16 protein-coding genes are annotated in these 16,047 nt (G+C 42.2%); 9 read left to right on the top strand and 7 right to left on the bottom strand.

The window, feature by feature from the left end:
* Positions 1-64: 64 nt before the first annotated feature.
* From ERX27_RS03000 to ERX27_RS02985, 4 genes are all read right to left on the bottom strand, one after another.
* Positions 65-355 (bottom strand): hypothetical protein, encoded by a 291-nt coding sequence (locus ERX27_RS03000; protein ID WP_133431359.1) that lies wholly within the window; start codon positions 353-355, stop codon positions 65-67.
* Positions 352-966: a DUF1361 domain-containing protein gene (locus tag ERX27_RS02995; protein WP_133431358.1), complete on the bottom strand. Its 615-nt coding sequence runs from the start codon at positions 964-966 to the stop codon at positions 352-354. The genes ERX27_RS03000 and ERX27_RS02995 overlap by 4 nt, the downstream gene beginning before the upstream one ends.
* 58 nt (positions 967-1,024) lie before the next feature.
* A complete protein-coding gene (locus ERX27_RS02990; protein ID WP_133431357.1) occupies positions 1,025-2,167 on the bottom strand; it encodes an acyl-CoA dehydrogenase family protein in 1,143 nt (380 codons plus the stop codon).
* A gap of 80 nt (positions 2,168-2,247) precedes the next feature.
* Positions 2,248-3,396: a zinc-dependent alcohol dehydrogenase gene (locus tag ERX27_RS02985; protein WP_133431356.1), complete on the bottom strand. Its 1,149-nt coding sequence runs from the start codon at positions 3,394-3,396 to the stop codon at positions 2,248-2,250.
* A 146-nt stretch (positions 3,397-3,542) separates the two neighbouring features.
* Here ERX27_RS02985 and modA point away from each other — a divergent pair, with 146 nt between their 5' ends.
* Complete coding sequence (gene modA / locus ERX27_RS02980) at positions 3,543-4,274, top strand: molybdate ABC transporter substrate-binding protein (protein WP_133431355.1); 732 nt, start codon at positions 3,543-3,545, stop codon at positions 4,272-4,274.
* Complete coding sequence (gene modB, locus ERX27_RS02975; protein WP_133431465.1) at positions 4,255-4,923, top strand: molybdate ABC transporter permease subunit; 669 nt, start codon at positions 4,255-4,257, stop codon at positions 4,921-4,923. The genes modA and modB overlap by 20 nt, the downstream gene beginning before the upstream one ends.
* A gap of 17 nt (positions 4,924-4,940) precedes the next feature.
* Here modB and ERX27_RS02970 read toward each other — a convergent pair whose 3' ends face one another.
* Entirely contained in the window at positions 4,941-5,822 is an 882-nt protein-coding gene (locus ERX27_RS02970) for an SDR family oxidoreductase (protein WP_133431354.1), read from the bottom strand.
* A gap of 133 nt (positions 5,823-5,955) precedes the next feature.
* On the opposite strand from ERX27_RS02970, the gene deoD reads away from it, so the two are divergent.
* Positions 5,956-6,672, top strand: a complete 717-nt coding sequence (gene deoD, locus ERX27_RS02965; protein ID WP_133431353.1) for a purine-nucleoside phosphorylase — start codon at positions 5,956-5,958, stop codon at positions 6,670-6,672.
* Positions 6,673-6,694: 22 nt separating this feature from the next.
* Here the strand turns inward: deoD and ERX27_RS02960 are convergent, their stop codons facing one another.
* Positions 6,695-7,024: a hypothetical protein gene (locus tag ERX27_RS02960; RefSeq protein WP_133431352.1), complete on the bottom strand. Its 330-nt coding sequence runs from the start codon at positions 7,022-7,024 to the stop codon at positions 6,695-6,697.
* Positions 7,025-7,166: 142 nt separating this feature from the next.
* On the opposite strand from ERX27_RS02960, the gene efeO reads away from it, so the two are divergent.
* The 6 genes from efeO to ERX27_RS02930 all read left to right on the top strand — a co-directional run bounded on the left by efeO (position 7,167) and on the right by ERX27_RS02930 (position 14,003).
* Positions 7,167-8,018, top strand: a complete 852-nt coding sequence (efeO, locus tag ERX27_RS02955) for an iron uptake system protein EfeO (RefSeq protein WP_133431351.1) — start codon at positions 7,167-7,169, stop codon at positions 8,016-8,018.
* Positions 8,019-8,023: 5 nt separating this feature from the next.
* A complete protein-coding gene (efeB, locus tag ERX27_RS02950; protein WP_165983066.1) occupies positions 8,024-9,259 on the top strand; it encodes an iron uptake transporter deferrochelatase/peroxidase subunit in 1,236 nt (411 codons plus the stop codon).
* Positions 9,234-10,919, top strand: coding sequence for an FTR1 family protein (locus tag ERX27_RS02945; protein ID WP_133431350.1), 1,686 nt, complete (start codon positions 9,234-9,236; stop codon positions 10,917-10,919). Before efeB ends, ERX27_RS02945 begins: the two co-directional genes overlap by 26 nt.
* A gap of 103 nt (positions 10,920-11,022) precedes the next feature.
* Positions 11,023-11,640, top strand: a complete 618-nt coding sequence (locus tag ERX27_RS02940) for a DedA family protein (RefSeq protein WP_133431349.1) — start codon at positions 11,023-11,025, stop codon at positions 11,638-11,640.
* Positions 11,640-12,821 carry an NAD(P)/FAD-dependent oxidoreductase gene (locus ERX27_RS02935; RefSeq protein ID WP_133431348.1) on the top strand — a complete coding sequence of 394 codons (1,182 nt, stop codon included), beginning with the start codon at positions 11,640-11,642 and terminating at the stop codon, positions 12,819-12,821. Before ERX27_RS02940 ends, ERX27_RS02935 begins: the two co-directional genes overlap by 1 nt.
* 96 nt (positions 12,822-12,917) lie before the next feature.
* Positions 12,918-14,003, top strand: a complete 1,086-nt coding sequence (locus ERX27_RS02930; RefSeq protein ID WP_133431347.1) for a hypothetical protein — start codon at positions 12,918-12,920, stop codon at positions 14,001-14,003.
* A 28-nt stretch (positions 14,004-14,031) separates the two neighbouring features.
* Here the strand turns inward: ERX27_RS02930 and ERX27_RS02925 are convergent, their stop codons facing one another.
* Positions 14,032-16,032, bottom strand: a complete 2,001-nt coding sequence (locus ERX27_RS02925; protein ID WP_133431346.1) for a catalase — start codon at positions 16,030-16,032, stop codon at positions 14,032-14,034.
* Positions 16,033-16,047 lie beyond the last annotated feature (15 nt).

The raw sequence follows: 16,047 nt of genomic DNA, 5'->3' as shown, positions 1-16,047 counted from the left end.
GCGTTCGTGCAACATTTTTATGAATTTAATCAAAAGAACACTGCTTCGGGGCAGTGTTCTTAGACTAGCTATAGGTAAAAAAGTCCATATATATGATAGCCGCTGCGATATATTGAATCATCACGAAAGCATAACTCCACTGCAGCCAGTATCTATCGTTATCCGGAAGATGCCAGCCGGGAAAAATACGCTCCAGCAGTCCAACTTGAACGAAATATAAACCCAAACCAAGTGGTAATGCCGAGGCGATTAGTGCCGCGACTTTCTCATGAGTAATATGAAAAATCGTGTACCCTATATAGCACTGGCAGAGGAGAATGATGATGGAAAGAAACGCTGTCTGTATATCAATCATATTTTCCTCACACCTTTCACTAACAGCATCAGAAGGAACTGAAGTCCTGTAATCAGTGCCATCCATAAAATAGCCTCACTATTTAAAGCGCTTAAAGAATCAACAATGACCTGCAACGGGTTCGTTAAGATATGCACAGAGTGGAAGCGTAGGAAGCGACCAATAAAAATACCCGCGCTCGAGAGAATCATGAACATCAAAATAACGACTCGCTGAAGTAATCGATCTGAAACCAGATGGTATAACGTTAAAATGACCTGCACATAATAATATAGTGCTAACATCACACCCGCTGAAAGGTAAGTAAAATCTATCCACTCAGATAAATTTAATGTCTTAAGAAAATCAAATGAATAGAGATTTAAGTGTATCAAGTCTGTCACCACATAAAAAATATTAGGTGACATCAGTACAAACACTAGTGAAACGACCAGGAAAAGCGGCCATTCCCTTCTACTTTTCGGTTTAAAGAGTGGTAACAATTGGCTGATTTCATAAGGGATAAAAGCCAGAATCAAATTCTGCACCATAAATAAATATTGGGTGGGAATAAGAAACGAAATCAACAGGTATAACACAAAACACAAACGACCGATATTTCGGCTGTACATCAAAAACCCTCAATTCTATTACAGTTTTGAACCCTCATTCTACAATAAAATTAAGACATTATCGACTGATGTCCTGTGTCTCTGCTGCCAGCATACGGATAACAGCGTCATCCATAGGTGGATTATGAAGTCCCGCACGCATACTTCTATGACGTCGTTCGATGATGCCTGCTTTCTCCAGGCTCTTCCCACCTATTATCCTCATCGCAATATCCACGATGTCGATGCCGTTATTCACGACAATATGTTTTGCTGCACCGAAAGTCGGCGCCAGACCACGCGCGCCTGATTGATGGAGATCAGCAGCATGATAAAGGAAGTGTCTCGCTGTCATCAGTTTCAATTCCATCTCACCAAGTTTCGACTGGATGTGCGGAATATCTGCTATCGTCCCTTCAATTGAATTCGGTGAATGACTATGCGCAAAAATAGCTGCGTCGTCTCTTGCGCCTTGAGCGATACCTAGATAGACTGCCGGAATATGCATGAGCCATGGATTATCCACTTTGTCGCGCCCTGCTTCTACTAAATAACGGTCTTCTACATAGACATCGTCAAGTATCAGATCATGACTTTCGGTCGCCCGCATACCCGTCACGTCCCAGCTTTCTTCAATGCGACAGCCTTCTTTATCTGCCGGCACATAGAAAAAGCATAGTGTTTCTTTTTCTTCCACGTAAGCACCGACGATATAATGTGTCAATCTGTGGCTCATCGATGTATAAGTCTTAACACCATTTAATAGCCAGCCCTCTCCTTGACGAACTGCATGCGTCGCAGGACGACCTCCTCTTGTCGGACTGCCAGTCTGCGCCTCTGAAACAACACGGTTAGACAGTGCGCCATTTTGCACTGCTTCTGCAAACTCTGTCATCATGTCATCAGACCACAGCTTAAACTGGAATACTTCGCCGACAATTCCCAGATGCCAGCCGATGGATAAAGCTGTCGACTCATCGTAGCTGGCCAGCGTTTCCTGCAGTAAAATGACAGACTTGATACTTAAGCCATAGCCACCGTACTTTTCCGGTAAAGACAGCTTGCTGTATCCTTCTGTTATCAGCCAGTCGATTAACCTGTGATTCAGCTTCCCCGCTGTATCTGCTTCTCTCGCTGTCTGTTCGATCCATTCCCGGTTCTGCCGGATTTTATTAATCCACTCTTGTTCAATATCGTTTGTTACAAATAACTCACGATCCATTTTTATCACCTCATAGACATACTACCACTGTTAAAATCACCCAAACAAAAAAACCGACTTCAAAAGTCGGTTTTTAAATCTTAAGGTTTAAGTACTACTTTGATGTTGTTATCTTTCTTCTCATCAAAGATTTCATAAGCTTCTGATGCCTGGTCTAATGACATGTTATGTGTAATGATTTCTGTCGGATCAAAGACGCCGTCACGAATCATCTCATAGAGTTTAGGCATTAAGTGGATAACAGGTGCCTGCCCTGTTTTGACGATAACATTACGGTTGAAGATAAGCGGTAACGGGAAGTTCGCTGCCGGAGTCGCATAGACACCTGTAATCTGAATCGTACCGAATTTGCGAACTGCTTCAGCAGCTGTTTCAATCGGGCTGATTGAACCACGCTGTGGCGTCACTAAGTTTGAGACACGTTCAGTTAACTTCACTTGTCCGTCCATACCCACACAGTCAATCACGACATCCGCGCCGCCTTTTGTATCTTCACGCAGTAATTTACCGATTTCTTTTTCTTTATCGAAGTTATAGACTTCAACCTGGTTGTATTTCTTCGCATGTTCTAAACGATGTTCTACATTATCGACAGCGATAACACGGTTTGCACCTTTCAGTTTCGCAAATTTCTGAGCCATCAGACCGATTGGACCGCAGCCTAAAACGATAACTGTGTCTCCGGCTTTAACGCCTGCATGTTCAACACTCCAGTAAGCAGTCGGCACGACATCTGATAAGAAGAGTACCTGTTCATCTTTCATATCGCTGTCTGGCACTACAAATGAAGAGAAATCAGCAAATGGGACTCTTAAATACTCAGCCTGACCACCCCAGTGGTTACCATGCATTTTACCGAAACCGAACAACCCACCATTGTCCATTTTCCAGTTCGCTTGTTCTTCATTTGAATTGTCACATTGTGATTCCATATCGTGTGTACAGTAGTAGCACTCACCGCAGCCGATATTGAACGGGATGACAACACGGTCCCCTTTTTTCAGTTTAGTGACCTGGCTGCCGACTTCTTCAACGATACCCATCGGTTCGTGACCAATCACGAATCCAGGATCCATCATCAGATCACCTTGGTGATATAAGTGCAAGTCAGAGCCACAGATACCTGTCGCTGTAATTTTAATAATCGCATCAGTAGGTGCTTCAATAATCGGATCTTTAACTTGTTTGACTTCCATTTTCTTTTTGCCTTGGAACGTAACTGCCTTCATAGTTGGACACCTCTTTATATTTTTTTGACCTTTTACCTTATACCCGCTTTCAGACAATTAAACTCAGAATGCATGCTTTAAAAGTATATTCCTAAAGGTTTCCATATGCGATACAATAGGGTCAATTACATGAATGGAGGTTCATCATGAAAAAAACAACTTTAGCACTCTCACTTTTACTGCTTGCAGGCTGCAGTAATGATAAACCAGCAGAAAAAGCAGAGATTACAGTGTCCGCCGCTGCCAGTTTAAAAGATGCTCTTTCGGTAATTGAAAAAAACTATGAAAAAGATTACGATGTTGATATCAAATTCAATTACGGGGCTTCAGGCTCACTCGCCAATCAGATTAAAGCAGGTGCCCCTGTCGACCTCTTCTTCTCTGCCGCACAAAGTAAAGTGGATGATCTGGTGAAAGCCGGTACTGTTAAAAAAGAAAATCAGCAGACCATCCTGGAAAACAAACTTGTCATCGTCAGTAAGTCAGACGTCAAAGACTTAAACAGTCTTAAGCAGGCATCCATCAAAAAAATCGCTGTCGGAACGCCTGAAACGGTACCTGCCGGTGCTTATGCTAAAGAAGCGCTGACAAAAGCAGACACCTGGCAGGATGTACAGAAAAAAATCGTCTTCACAAAAGACGTCAGGCAAGCACTTACTTATGTTGAGTCAGGTAATACAGATGCCGGAATCGTCTATGCTACAGATGCCAAAGGAACTCAGCTGAAACAAACTGACATCCAGGACGCTCTACATAGTCCCATCACTTATCCGCTCGCACTCATAAAAGATAATCAATCATCGCATGCATTTTATGATTATCTTCAATCCGATGCAGCAAAGAAAGTTTATCAATCATATGGATTTATTGTTAAGTGAGACATTTCTGTCACCGATACTGACGTCGCTTAAAGTCTCTCTCATCGCTACACTAGGAAGCTTAATCATCAGTATTCTGTTCATTCTGCTGACCGCTCGCCCATTCCCCGGGAAATCGGTCGTTGAAACACTCATTATGCTGCCGATGGTACTGCCGCCCACTGTTGTCGGCTTTTTACTGTTACTTTTGTTTGGCAAACAAGGACTGGGACAGCTGGGTTTCAGCCCTGTCTTTACCATTTATGCGGCGATTATCGCAGCTACAGTCGTCGCCACTCCACTCATGTATCAATCGCTTAAAATCGGCATTGATAATGTCTCAACAGATGTGCTGGATGCCGCCAAAGTCGACGGCGCAGGTCATCTAACTATATTTAAAAAGATTATTCTCCCTTTATCAAAAGGCGCATTATTAACAGGGATACTTTTTTCATTTGCACGTGCTCTGGGAGAATTCGGTGCGACATTAATTTTTGCCGGCAATATTCCAGGTGTCACGCAGACGATGGCGACTGCCATCTACATCGCGATCGACAATAACGAACTGTTCCTGGCCGGTTTATGGGTGGCGCTCATGATTGTTTTCTCATTCATACTCATGCTCATCATACAGAACCTCAAAAAAACACATAAAAAAGAAGCAGTTTAAAAACTGCTTCTTTTTGTTTAGTTGATCTGTACGCCACCTGTGACACCATAAACCTGGCCTGTCACATAGCTTGCGCTGTCAGATGCTAAAAATACATAGACATCAGACAGTTCAACCGGCTGACCGGCACGCTTTAGATCCACTTTCTGACCGAACTCAGGAATTTTTTCCTGTGGCTGTCCGCCTGTAATCTGAAGCGCAGTCCAGATAGGGCCTGGTGCGACAGAGTTCACACGGATACCTTTTTCGCCGAACTGAGTTGCCAGTGATTTTGTAATAGAAACGATGGCGCTCTTCGTTGCTGCATAGTCAACCAAGTTTTTACTTGGGTTATAAGACTGTACAGAAGAAGTCGTAATAATAGAAGCGCCTGTTTTAAGATGAGGCAATGCTGCCTGGATGAGCCAGACTAAAGAGTATACGTTCGTTTCAAAAGTCGAACGTAACTGTTCAGTCGATAAATCTTCGATGTGATCCACTGCTGTCTGCTCACCTGCCACACTGCAGAGAATATCGATACCGCCAAGTTCTTTGACAGCCTGCTCGACAAGTTCTTTATTGAATGCTTCATCGCGTAAGTCGCCAGGAATCAAGACAGCTTTCTGTCCCGCTTCTTCAATGACGGCTTTAACTTCCTGTGCATCTGCTTCTTCAAATGGCAGATAGTTGATTGCGACGTCTGCGCCTTCCTTCGCGTAGGCAATGGCAGCTGCACGGCCAATACCTGAATCACCGCCTGTTACAAGTGCTTTCTTACCTGTCAGCTTGCCTGTCCCTTTATATGATGTTTCACCGCAGTCCGGCACTGGTGTCATTTTTTGCTGTAGACCAGGGGCCTGCTGTTCCTGCTTCTCGAATTTACCGTTATAGTGCTTAGTTAATGGATTTTCATTTGTCATTACTATCACTCCTTATATGTAATAGTATTGCACGTATCAGATGGATTAAACACGAATCAGGTCTTCTCTTGAAAAAAGAATAACCAATCGGTAGACTGAAGTTGAACACAACTTAACTAAAGGAGAATGAGCTATGACTAAATCTACACCTCATATCAAACCAGAAAATAATCCAATCGCAGAAACGATTCTCTTACCCGGCGACCCGTTACGCGCGAAATTCATTGCAGACACTTATTTAGAAGATGTCGTTCAGTTCAATGAAGTGCGTAATATGTTCGGCTACACAGGAACTTATAAAGGTAAAAAAATCTCTGTTATGGGAACAGGTATGGGTATCCCGTCAATCGGTATCTATTCTTACGAACTCATTCACACATTTGGCGTGAAGAACCTGATTCGTGTCGGTTCATGTGGTGCGATGCAGGAAGGTATCAACGTCTATGATGTCATCATAGCACAAGGTGCATCTACAGATTCTAACTACGTCGCACAATACGGTCTGCCAGGTCACTTCGCACCTATCGCTGACTACAGCTTACTTGCACGTGCGAAACAATTAGCAGATGAAAAAGGTGTGCCGAATCACGTAGGTAATGTCTTATCATCAGATATTTTCTACAATGCTAACGAACAGGCAACAGACAAATGGCGCTCTATGGGTATCTTAGCAGTAGAAATGGAATCTGCTGGTCTTTACTTGAACGCTGCTTATGCAGGCGGAGATGTTAAAGCGCTCGGTATCTTCACAGTGAGTGACCACTTACTAACACATGAAGAAACAACGCCAGAAGAACGCCAGACATCATTTACTAAAATGATGGAAATCGCACTCGAAATCGTCGAATAAAAAAAGCCCCACGGGGCTTTTTTTATTTGCGTTTATCCAGCTGTTCATTGACAAAATCCGCGAATACTTGTGCTGTGCCGTTACCGATATCACGAATTCGAATCGGTCCCATATCAAAGTTCACTGTCAAAGCACTATCTTCTACTTCTACACCTTTAATATCATCATAGCTGATCACACGCTGATACGGCTGGCCGTTCATATCTGCTACCATAAAGAATCGCATATCAGTCGGAATATATTCACCTGTGAATTCTTTTTGATCGCCTACAGCGAATTCGATGATACCTACTACTCCTGGCCCTCTTTTTTCAGTCGGACTCAGTTCTGATGCATTGAATAATTCTGTCATGTTATTGCCTCCTTTATTATTAACTCTTATCTATACCCCTAATGAAGTGAAATAGCCTTGAAATTTTATTTACTATTGACAACGCTTACGAAACGTTTAATACTTTAAATGAAAATGATTATCATTCACAAGGAGCATACATATGAATAAATCGATTTTATTTCCCGCAGTTTTAGCAGGCACTCTGCTTCTGACAGCATGTGGACAGGAAACGAAAGAAGAGAAGCCGGCAACTGAAGAGACAGAAAAAACAGCAAGTGTAGCTTTATCTAAAGAAACAGACGCATATAAAGCATACACTGTTGACCAGATCGATCAGTTTGTTAAAGAAACAGATAAATTTGTTACCGCATTTAAAGCCGGTAACATTGAAGAAGCAAAAGCACTCTATCCAAAAGCCCGGATGTATTTCGAACGTTCTGAGCCAGTAGCTGAGAGCTTCGGAGATTTAGATCCGCGCATCGATGCCCGTCTTGCTGATATGAAAGCAGAAGGCAAAGAAAAAGAATGGTCCGGCTATCATAAGCTTGAAAAAGCATTATGGCAGGATAAAACAACTAAAGGCTTAGAAGGGACAGCAGACCAGCTCTTGAAAGATGCTAAAGAACTGCGTGCTAAAGTCGATACTGCTGAAGTCACGCCTAAGCTGATGTTACAAGGGTCGATTGATCTGCTGAACGAGGTTTCAACCTCGAAGATTTCAGGTGAAGAAGAGATTTATTCTCATACTGACTTATATGACTTCAAAGCGAATATTGAAGGCGCTGAAAAAATCTTCTCCCTCTTTAAAGAAAAAATCATAGCAAAAGACAAAGCACTTGCAACGAATATCGAAGACAAATTTAAAAACGTCAATCAACTGCTCGACAAACATCAGAAAAATGGTGAGTTTGTCAGCTATGAAGCATTGACTAAAGAAGATACAAAAGCCCTGGCTGACGCAGTGGATAAATTAGGTGAACCTTTAAGCCAGATGGCTATTATTATGGAGTGAGAATAGTGACTAAAGAAAACAGTGTTTCGCGTAGAGATTTCCTGAAACTCGCAAGTATCGGCGGTGCCGGCGTTCTCGTCGGTTCAACCGGACTTGGTACTTCTCTTTACGCGCTTAATCATTTCGGCCGCGATAACCAGCATTCAAAGAACAAAGTCAATTTTTACGGCAAACATCAATCAGGGATTGTGACAGACGTGCAAAAGCACGTCTATTTTGTCGTTCTAGAACTGTCTACTGATGATGTACAACAAGTGAAGAAAATGTTTCAGGACTGGACAACTCAGTCAGTCAAGCTGATGAATGGTGATGTCCTCGCTGAAATCTCTAAAAACACCTTACTGCCAAGCGTCGATACAGGCGAAGCAGTCGGTTTAGATGCGAGCAGATTAACCCTTACTTATGGTATCAGTGCGGAATTCTTCAAAAAACTAGGCATTGAGCATTTGAAGCCGAAAGATTTTGTCGATCTTCCTCATTTCCCGAAAGACCAGCTGAACCCGAAATATACGGGTGGACATATTTTCATTCAGGCCTGCAGCGATGATCCACAAGTGAATTTCCATGCAGTCCGTAATCTTGTCCGTGCTTCCCGTGATATCGTCTCTATGAAATGGAGTCAGACCGGCTTCAATTCATATGATGAAACTAAAAAAACACCTGATACACCGCGCAATCTGTTTTCGTTTAAAGACGGCACAGGTAACCCGAAATTCAAAGATACAGAGACGCTTGACCGTTTTGTCTTCATTGACCAGGACTGGGCAAAGAACGGTAGTTATCTTGTTGTCAGAAGAATTCAGATGCATATTGAGACGTGGGACCGCACTTCTCTCGAGGATCAGGAACGGACATTCGGTCGCCATCGTGATTCTGGTGCACCTATCGGCATGAAGAAGGAATATGATGAAATAGATATTAAAAGTAAAAATGACAAAGGTGAGCTGAATATCCCTGAGGATTCACATGTCCACCTTGCTAAAAAAGCCAATACGACGATTATGCGCCGGTCATTCTCTTATTCTGATGGTATCAATGAAGCGACAGGCACGTTCGATGCCGGTTTACTCTTTGTCTCTTTCCAGAAATCTCCTGAACAGTTTATCAAGCTGCAGTCAATGATGGGCCGTGTCGATCGTCTGAATGAATACATCACTCACCGGGGGTCAGGCGTCTTTTTAGCATTCCCAGGTATTAAAGAAGGAGGCTATATTGGTGAAGCGTTATTTAATCGTCTTTAGTCTCCTGCTCTGTTTCCTGCCTCGTGCAGGCTATGCAGAGGCTTCGCTGAGTGACTTGTTTATCGCGATTACAGACAGCAAATCTGCGCTGGAAGATAACGATGAACAAGCTTACAAAAAGCATATTAAAGAGCTGGATAGTGCCTACCAGAAAGTACCGAAGAAGAATATTAAGCTGGAAAAGGATATCACCCGACAAATAGCCAAATTGAAATCGGCTCATGATTCTGATAAACGTACGGCTACTTTACAGTCGCTGTCTGAAAATCTTGTTGAATACGAAAAACAACTGAATCCTGTCGATAAGAATGAGAAGCGACAGAAATTAAAGAACGCCCTTTATCCCATTATCGATGATTTTATCAAAGCAATAAAATCCGGTGAAATCGATCAGGCTATGCAATATAACAAAGATTTAAACAGCGCCTGGACAGCAAACGAAAAGATTGTCCGCAGTGAAGATATCGGGCGTTATGGTCAGATCGAGACTGAACTGATGATGACGCGGATTGCCTTATCAAAAGAAACACCTGATAAAGAAAGTGCTGTTCAGCATTTGAATCAGCTTAAACAAGAACTCGTAGATTATCTGTCCGGTAAAGAAGCGAAAACAACCGAGAAGAAAGATGTCTCTATATTATCAACTTACTTGAAAGATGCTGATCAACAGATTGAAGATAATGATCTTGAATCAGCGAAAGCGACGTTATCCCAGTTTGTAGTAGACTGGCCTAACGTTGAAGGTGATATCAGAACAAGCAATGCCGCCCTTTATACTGAAATCGAGCAGAAAGTGCCGGATTATGCCGGCTCACTGAACGATAATAATAAAACAGACATTCAGCAGGATCTGAAACAATTAAATCAGAAAATCCAACTGGCTATCAGTAAGACGAATTACACATTTATTGATGCAGCACTCATCATGCTACGTGAAGGTGTTGAAGCACTTCTCATTATTATGGCTCTTATTTCTGTGACAAAAAAAGCGCGCCAGCCAAAAGGCACACGCTGGATTATCGTCGGAGGATTAATCGGGCTGTTAATGAGTATTGTGATAGCCTTTATCTTCAACCGTTATTTCTCCGGCATCGGACAAGGACGAGAACTGATAGAAGCGATTGTTGGTCTTCTGTCCGTTCTGATGATGCTCGCGATTGGTATGTGGTTACATTCCAAGTCTTCTCTTCAAAATTGGCAGCGATTTATCGATAAGAACATGGCACAGGCCATGACGTCAGGCAGCATTCTGTCATTCAGTTTCGTCAGTTTTCTTTCTATCTTCAGAGAAGGTGCCGAAACCATTATTTTCTATGCAGGAATAGCAGGTAAAATCTCAACAGGACAGCTGCTGACAGGTATTGGTCTGGCTCTTATTATACTAGTACTCATCGCCGTCTTCTTTGAACAGCTGACACGCGTTATTCCGATCAGACAGCTCTTCTTCTGGATGTCTGTGCTGATTTTCCTGCTCGCTTTCAAGATTTTAGGCGTCAGTCTGCACACATTCCAAGTCCTGAATATGTTACCTACGACAACAATCAAAGGACTGCCTTTTATTTCACTTATCGGTTTTTATCCGACAGTAGAAACGTTAATTCCGCAGCTCATATTCATTGCTGTAATTAGTTTTTATCTCTTTAAACTGAAACGTCAGTAAAGACCTCGAATTTCGAGGTCTTTTTTTGGTAATTATCGTAATATTCGCATTCATTTGTCTGATTCGTTACACTCAGGGTATAACATTGGTAAAGGAGTTTGTTATGCAGCAATGGATTATGGATGTGATGGAACAGTTCGGTTATTTCGGTGTCTTCCTTCTTATCCTTCTTGAAAACGTATTTCCACCTATTCCTTCAGAAGTCATTTTGACGTTCGGCGGCTTCATGGTCACTCAGTCTGAAAAGCTGAATTTTATTGGTATGCTGATTGCTTCAACACTTGGTGCTGTCATGGGCGCACTTATTCTTTATTACCTGGGACATCTTCTCGGCTTAAAAAGGCTCGAAAAAATCGTTGATCGTTATGGCTGGATTTTAAGACTGACGAAGGATGATCTTTACAAAGCCGATAACTGGTTCAAAAAATATGGCGGTATCGCTGTCTTTCTTTGCCGCTTCGTTCCTCTTGTGCGCAGTCTGATTTCTATTCCTGCCGGGATCAATCGTATGAATATTGTGACGTTCACACTCTATACGACTGTCGGCACAGTTATCTGGAATGCTGTACTGATTTATTTGGGCTACTCTCTTGGCGAAAACTGGGAGAAAGTCCTGCACACTTTTGATACGTACTCAAACTTCTTCTATATTCTGATGGCAGTCGTTATTGTCGCAGGTCTTATCTATTTATTTAAACGAAAACCGAAAGGAGAATCATAATGAATAAAAAGTATCAGGTCGTTATTCTAGGTGGTGGCTCAGGCGGTATTTCAACTGCCAGTCGCCTCATCAAAGCAGGTATTAAAGATATCTTGATCATCGATCACGCAGACTATCATGCTTATCAGCCATCATGGCCACTTGTCGGTAGCGGAGCAGAGAAAAAAGAGAACAGCCGCAAAAAAATGAAGAAAGTCGTTCCACACGGGGCGGATTTTCTGCAGCAGAAAGTCACAGCAATCCAGGCAGTCGAACGCATTATCAGACTGGACAACAAGGAACAGGTGAACTATGAATATCTTGTTGTCGCACTCGGTCTCCAACTTGACTTTGATAAAATCGCAGGACTGTCGGAAACACTCGGCAAAAATCAAGTCTGCACCAACTATTTATATGATTACGTAGACTATACTTACAAGTCACTGAAAAAAGTGAAGGTAGGCAATGTCATCGTGACTAAGCCCTCAACGCCGATTAAAGGCGGCGTTGCACCTGAGAACTCCCTGTTTACCTTCGATGAGTTCTTCAAGGACAAGAAAAAGGGCCGGCCGACTCTGATTCTCAAGTCAGCACTGGATTCTCTTTTTCCTGTTGAGAAATACAGAAGACAGATTGAAAAGCAGATTGAAGATAAAGGCATCTCTTATGATCTGCAGCATGAACTGATCGCAGTCAATGGACCTGAACAAACCGCTATATTTAAAAATCTGCAGACAGAAGAGACTTATTCCACGCCATTTGACATGCTTCTTGTGACGCCACCTATGAGCGCACCGGATGTCGTCAAGCAGTCTACACTGAGCGATGAAGAAGGCTGGTTAAATGTCAATAAACATACTCTGCAGCATGTCCGTCATCAGAATGTCTTCGGTCTCGGTGACTGCACGAACCTGCCAACTGTGAAGATGGGCTCTGCAGTCCGTAAGCAAGTGCCTGTTCTTGCAGAGAACTTAGTCGCTCAGATTAAAGGTAAAAAACTGCCAGGTTATTACGACGGCATGACTGCCTGTCCTATCGCAACAGAATATGGTCAGGCGATCATGGCAGAGTTCGGCTACGATCTGAAGCCAAAAGAATCTCTACCGCTCGATCAGTCTAAGACTAATCCACTGCTCTACCAGCTTAAAAAAAGAGCGATACCGTTCATGTACTGGTACGGCATGCTCAAAGGTCGCAGCTAAAAAGCAGTCCAAATCGGACTGCTTTTTTGTTTTCTCTACCTCACTTCACTTAAATTAGGTACAATACCATTAATACACATTAAGGAAGTGAGCTATATGTTTAGAAAGTTTCTTGCACCTCTTCACAAAAAAGTACTCAGCAGTCATGACTCAAATTATCATCAAACATTTGATGAACTGGTCCAAAGACTTTCGATAGATGAATTGCGTCATAGTGCGATGTACTATCAGCTGGATTTTGATGAAGAAACTTCAAGGCAGACATTGATAGAGATGCTGTCAGAACGATTTCACAAAAAAGGGAATCTCTATTATGAGCTCTTAATACAGGAAGAAATACTGGATATCCAGCTTCTCGCCGATGCCCTGTCAGTAAACCATAATATTATCCATCTCTCTCCTAAAGATTTTGAACAGATGGTGACTGCGCTTATCATATTTGATATCGACAAGAAACTCGTTATTCCTGAAGATACAAAACAAGCGCTTATGAAACTACCTTTAGATGAAATCGAGCAGAAAAAAGATAAATATGAACAGGACTTCACCTTCATCTCCAGCAATCTGATGCTTTACGGTTTTGTCACTCGTGAACACCTGGAAGAACATTACAGGAAAACTTATCAAGATGCCTTTGAAACAGATAGTATCAATCTTTTTCTGTCGATCTATGACCTGCAGATTCATGACGGTTATATTGTTGATGGCTTGCTTGATTCATGGATAGAGGATAAAGAGGCTTTCCAGGAACTGCAGCAATTTCCTTATTACGAATTCAAGGATTCTCAGGAAGTCTATGATTTTGTCGGCCCGGACCATCATCTGCAGACACCGCAGATGAAAAATCTTGCTAAATTTCTGAAGAAAAAAGCACAGTTGTCTCCAGATGAATGGGACCATTTGATTGAAGGCATACAAGTCTATACAATGGGCGCACCCGATTTTGAAAGTGCTGACCATGAAATCGGTCTTCTGATCAAAGGACAGCTCTCTCGAGAAGACAGAGAACAGTTCGACACTCTATATAAAGATTTATTTCAGCATACGAGACAATGGGTTCTTGGTGGTCATACCCCTAGTGAAATTGAACAGATGGAACTTGACCGTGAAGCAGTCAAACGCTCTATCAAAATGAATAAAGTCGTTGCTTTTAATGATATAAAAGCAATAAAAAAGGATTGATCATAATGATCAATCCTTTTTCTGATGATTAAAGCTGTCTAGACCAATGACGTTGTTCTACAAAGTTGTTCAGGTAATCTTTTAAGTCTGTACCAACTAAAACGATACCTGGTTGTCCTTCTTTAACAGCCGTCTGTGCAAGAAGCGGTTGTACTTTCTGAGTATAACCGATTGTCTTATAATGACGATTCGCTGCTTCAATCGCATCTTTAGCTGGTGGTGCAAGCGGTTCTGCTGCATCAGCAACTAAGATACCATCAAATAATGTAGAGTGAACCGTATCGTATGTTTCAGTCACTTTCAGTTCGCCGAGTTTCATCGCGCGGTCAGCTACTAATTTGTAGTTTACTTTATTAGCTGCTAGTTCTTTTACATAGCTGGCAACTTGCTTAGCGTCAGAATCAGCTGTCACATACACTGCCACTGATAAAGTATCTAGTTTCTTAACGGTATCTAATGTGCTCAGTGCTTTAGATACTTTTGTTTCTTTAGATTCTTCATCACCTGCTGGTACTTCTGCACCTATACGTAATGCGACTTCTTCAGCAAGCTTTTTATCTACCTTGTTTAAGTTGTTGACTGCATTCTGTTTAACAAAGTCTAACTTACATTTTCCAAGCTCAAAGCTGAAAGCGTCTGTCAAGTGCTGACGTTCTGGTGCTGATAAACTGTTTAAGAACATTTTTGCCTGAGAGTAGTGATCAAGGAAGCTTTCGCTACGTGCACGTACTTTGTGCGCATCGATGCGTTCATAGTAATGTTCATAACCGCCCTCTTCAGCAGGTGTTGTATGTGGCTCATTATTGTTGATGCCATTATTATGGTAGCTTGTCATGCCTTTATGAATCTGATGCTGATGTAAGCCATCACGCTGGTTGTTAGCAAATGGACAGATTGGCGCGTTAATCGGAATCTGATGGAAGTTTGGACCACCAAGACGTAATAACTGCGTATCTGTATAAGAGAACAGACGTCCTTGTAATAATGGGTCATTACTGAAGTCGATACCTGGCACTACGTGAGCTGGGCTGAACATGACTTGTTCTGTTTCAGCGAATACGTTGTCGACATTGCGGTTTAACGTCATTTTACCTACGATTTGAACAGGTACTTCTTCTTCCGGCCATACTTTTGTCGGATCAAGAATGTCAAAATCAAATTTGAACTCATCTTCTTCCGGTATAAGCTGAAGCCCGAGTTCCCATTCCGGGAAATCGCCTTTGTCAATTGCTTCGTATAAATCTTCACGGTTGAAGTCAATATTTTTACCCGCGATAATCTGTGCTTCGTCCCATACTAATGAATGGGTACCAAGTAAAGGTTTCCAGTGGAACTTAACGAAATGAGATTTCCCTTCATTGTTAATTAAACGGAATGTGTTGACACCGAAACCTTCCATGGTACGAAAACTTTTCGGAATACCGCGATCACTCATTGTCCACATTGTCATGTGAGTCGATTCAGGGTTCTGTGCGAAGAAATCCCAGAACGTATCGTGTGCACTACCAGCCTGGGGAATTTCGTTATGCGGTTCTGGCTTGATTGCGTGAACTAAGTCAGGGAACTTAATAGCATCCTGAATAAAGAATACCGGTATATTATTACCTACTAGATCGTAATTGCCTTCTTCAGTATAAAACTTCGTTGCGAAACCACGAGCATCACGTACTGTTTCAGGGGATCCTTTTGAACCTTGAACAGTCGAGAAACGAACGAAGACAGGTGTTTTCTTCGATGTGTCGTTTAAAAATTTTGCTTTTGTATATTTTTCCTGTGATTCATATAGTTCAAATTCACCATGTGCCCCGTAGCCACGAGCATGGACAATTCTTTCAGGAATGCGTTCATGGTCGAAGTGTGTCATTTTTTCTCTGAAATGGAAATCTTCCAGTAAAGAAGGACCGCGCTCTCCTGCTTTTAATGTAAACTCATCTTCAGCCATTTTAAGACCTTGATTTGTTGTCAACGCTGCTTTTTGGGTTGTATCTACTGTGTGTGCCTGTAACTGCTTATCTTTTTCGTTAGCCATTCTGATATTTCCCCC

It is taken from the genome of Macrococcus brunensis (assembly GCF_004359615.1).
GTDB classification, from domain to species: Bacteria; Bacillota; Bacilli; order Staphylococcales; family Staphylococcaceae; genus Macrococcus; species Macrococcus brunensis.
Note: the sequence above shows the minus strand (reverse complement) of the source record. Positions and strands in the feature narration are given on the sequence as shown.

Excerpts from the sequence above, each read along its gene's own strand:
- ERX27_RS03000 (WP_133431359.1), bottom strand. The coding sequence starts at position 355 with ATGATTGATATACAGACAGCGTTTCTTTCCATCATCATTCTCCTCTGC.
- ERX27_RS02995 (WP_133431358.1), bottom strand. The coding sequence starts at position 966 with ATGTACAGCCGAAATATCGGTCGTTTGTGTTTTGTGTTATACCTGTTG.
- ERX27_RS02990 (WP_133431357.1), bottom strand. The coding sequence starts at position 2,167 with ATGGATCGTGAGTTATTTGTAACAAACGATATTGAACAAGAGTGGATT.
- ERX27_RS02985 (WP_133431356.1), bottom strand. The coding sequence starts at position 3,396 with ATGAAGGCAGTTACGTTCCAAGGCAAAAAGAAAATGGAAGTCAAACAA.
- modA (WP_133431355.1), top strand. The coding sequence starts at position 3,543 with ATGAAAAAAACAACTTTAGCACTCTCACTTTTACTGCTTGCAGGCTGC.
- modB (WP_133431465.1), top strand. The coding sequence starts at position 4,255 with ATGGATTTATTGTTAAGTGAGACATTTCTGTCACCGATACTGACGTCG.
- ERX27_RS02970 (WP_133431354.1), bottom strand. The coding sequence starts at position 5,822 with ATGACAAATGAAAATCCATTAACTAAGCACTATAACGGTAAATTCGAG.
- deoD (WP_133431353.1), top strand. The coding sequence starts at position 5,956 with ATGACTAAATCTACACCTCATATCAAACCAGAAAATAATCCAATCGCA.
- ERX27_RS02960 (WP_133431352.1), bottom strand. The coding sequence starts at position 7,024 with ATGACAGAATTATTCAATGCATCAGAACTGAGTCCGACTGAAAAAAGA.
- efeO (WP_133431351.1), top strand. The coding sequence starts at position 7,167 with ATGAATAAATCGATTTTATTTCCCGCAGTTTTAGCAGGCACTCTGCTT.
- ERX27_RS02940 (WP_133431349.1), top strand. The coding sequence starts at position 11,023 with ATGCAGCAATGGATTATGGATGTGATGGAACAGTTCGGTTATTTCGGT.
- ERX27_RS02935 (WP_133431348.1), top strand. The coding sequence starts at position 11,640 with ATGAATAAAAAGTATCAGGTCGTTATTCTAGGTGGTGGCTCAGGCGGT.
- ERX27_RS02930 (WP_133431347.1), top strand. The coding sequence starts at position 12,918 with ATGTTTAGAAAGTTTCTTGCACCTCTTCACAAAAAAGTACTCAGCAGT.
- ERX27_RS02925 (WP_133431346.1), bottom strand. The coding sequence starts at position 16,032 with ATGGCTAACGAAAAAGATAAGCAGTTACAGGCACACACAGTAGATACA.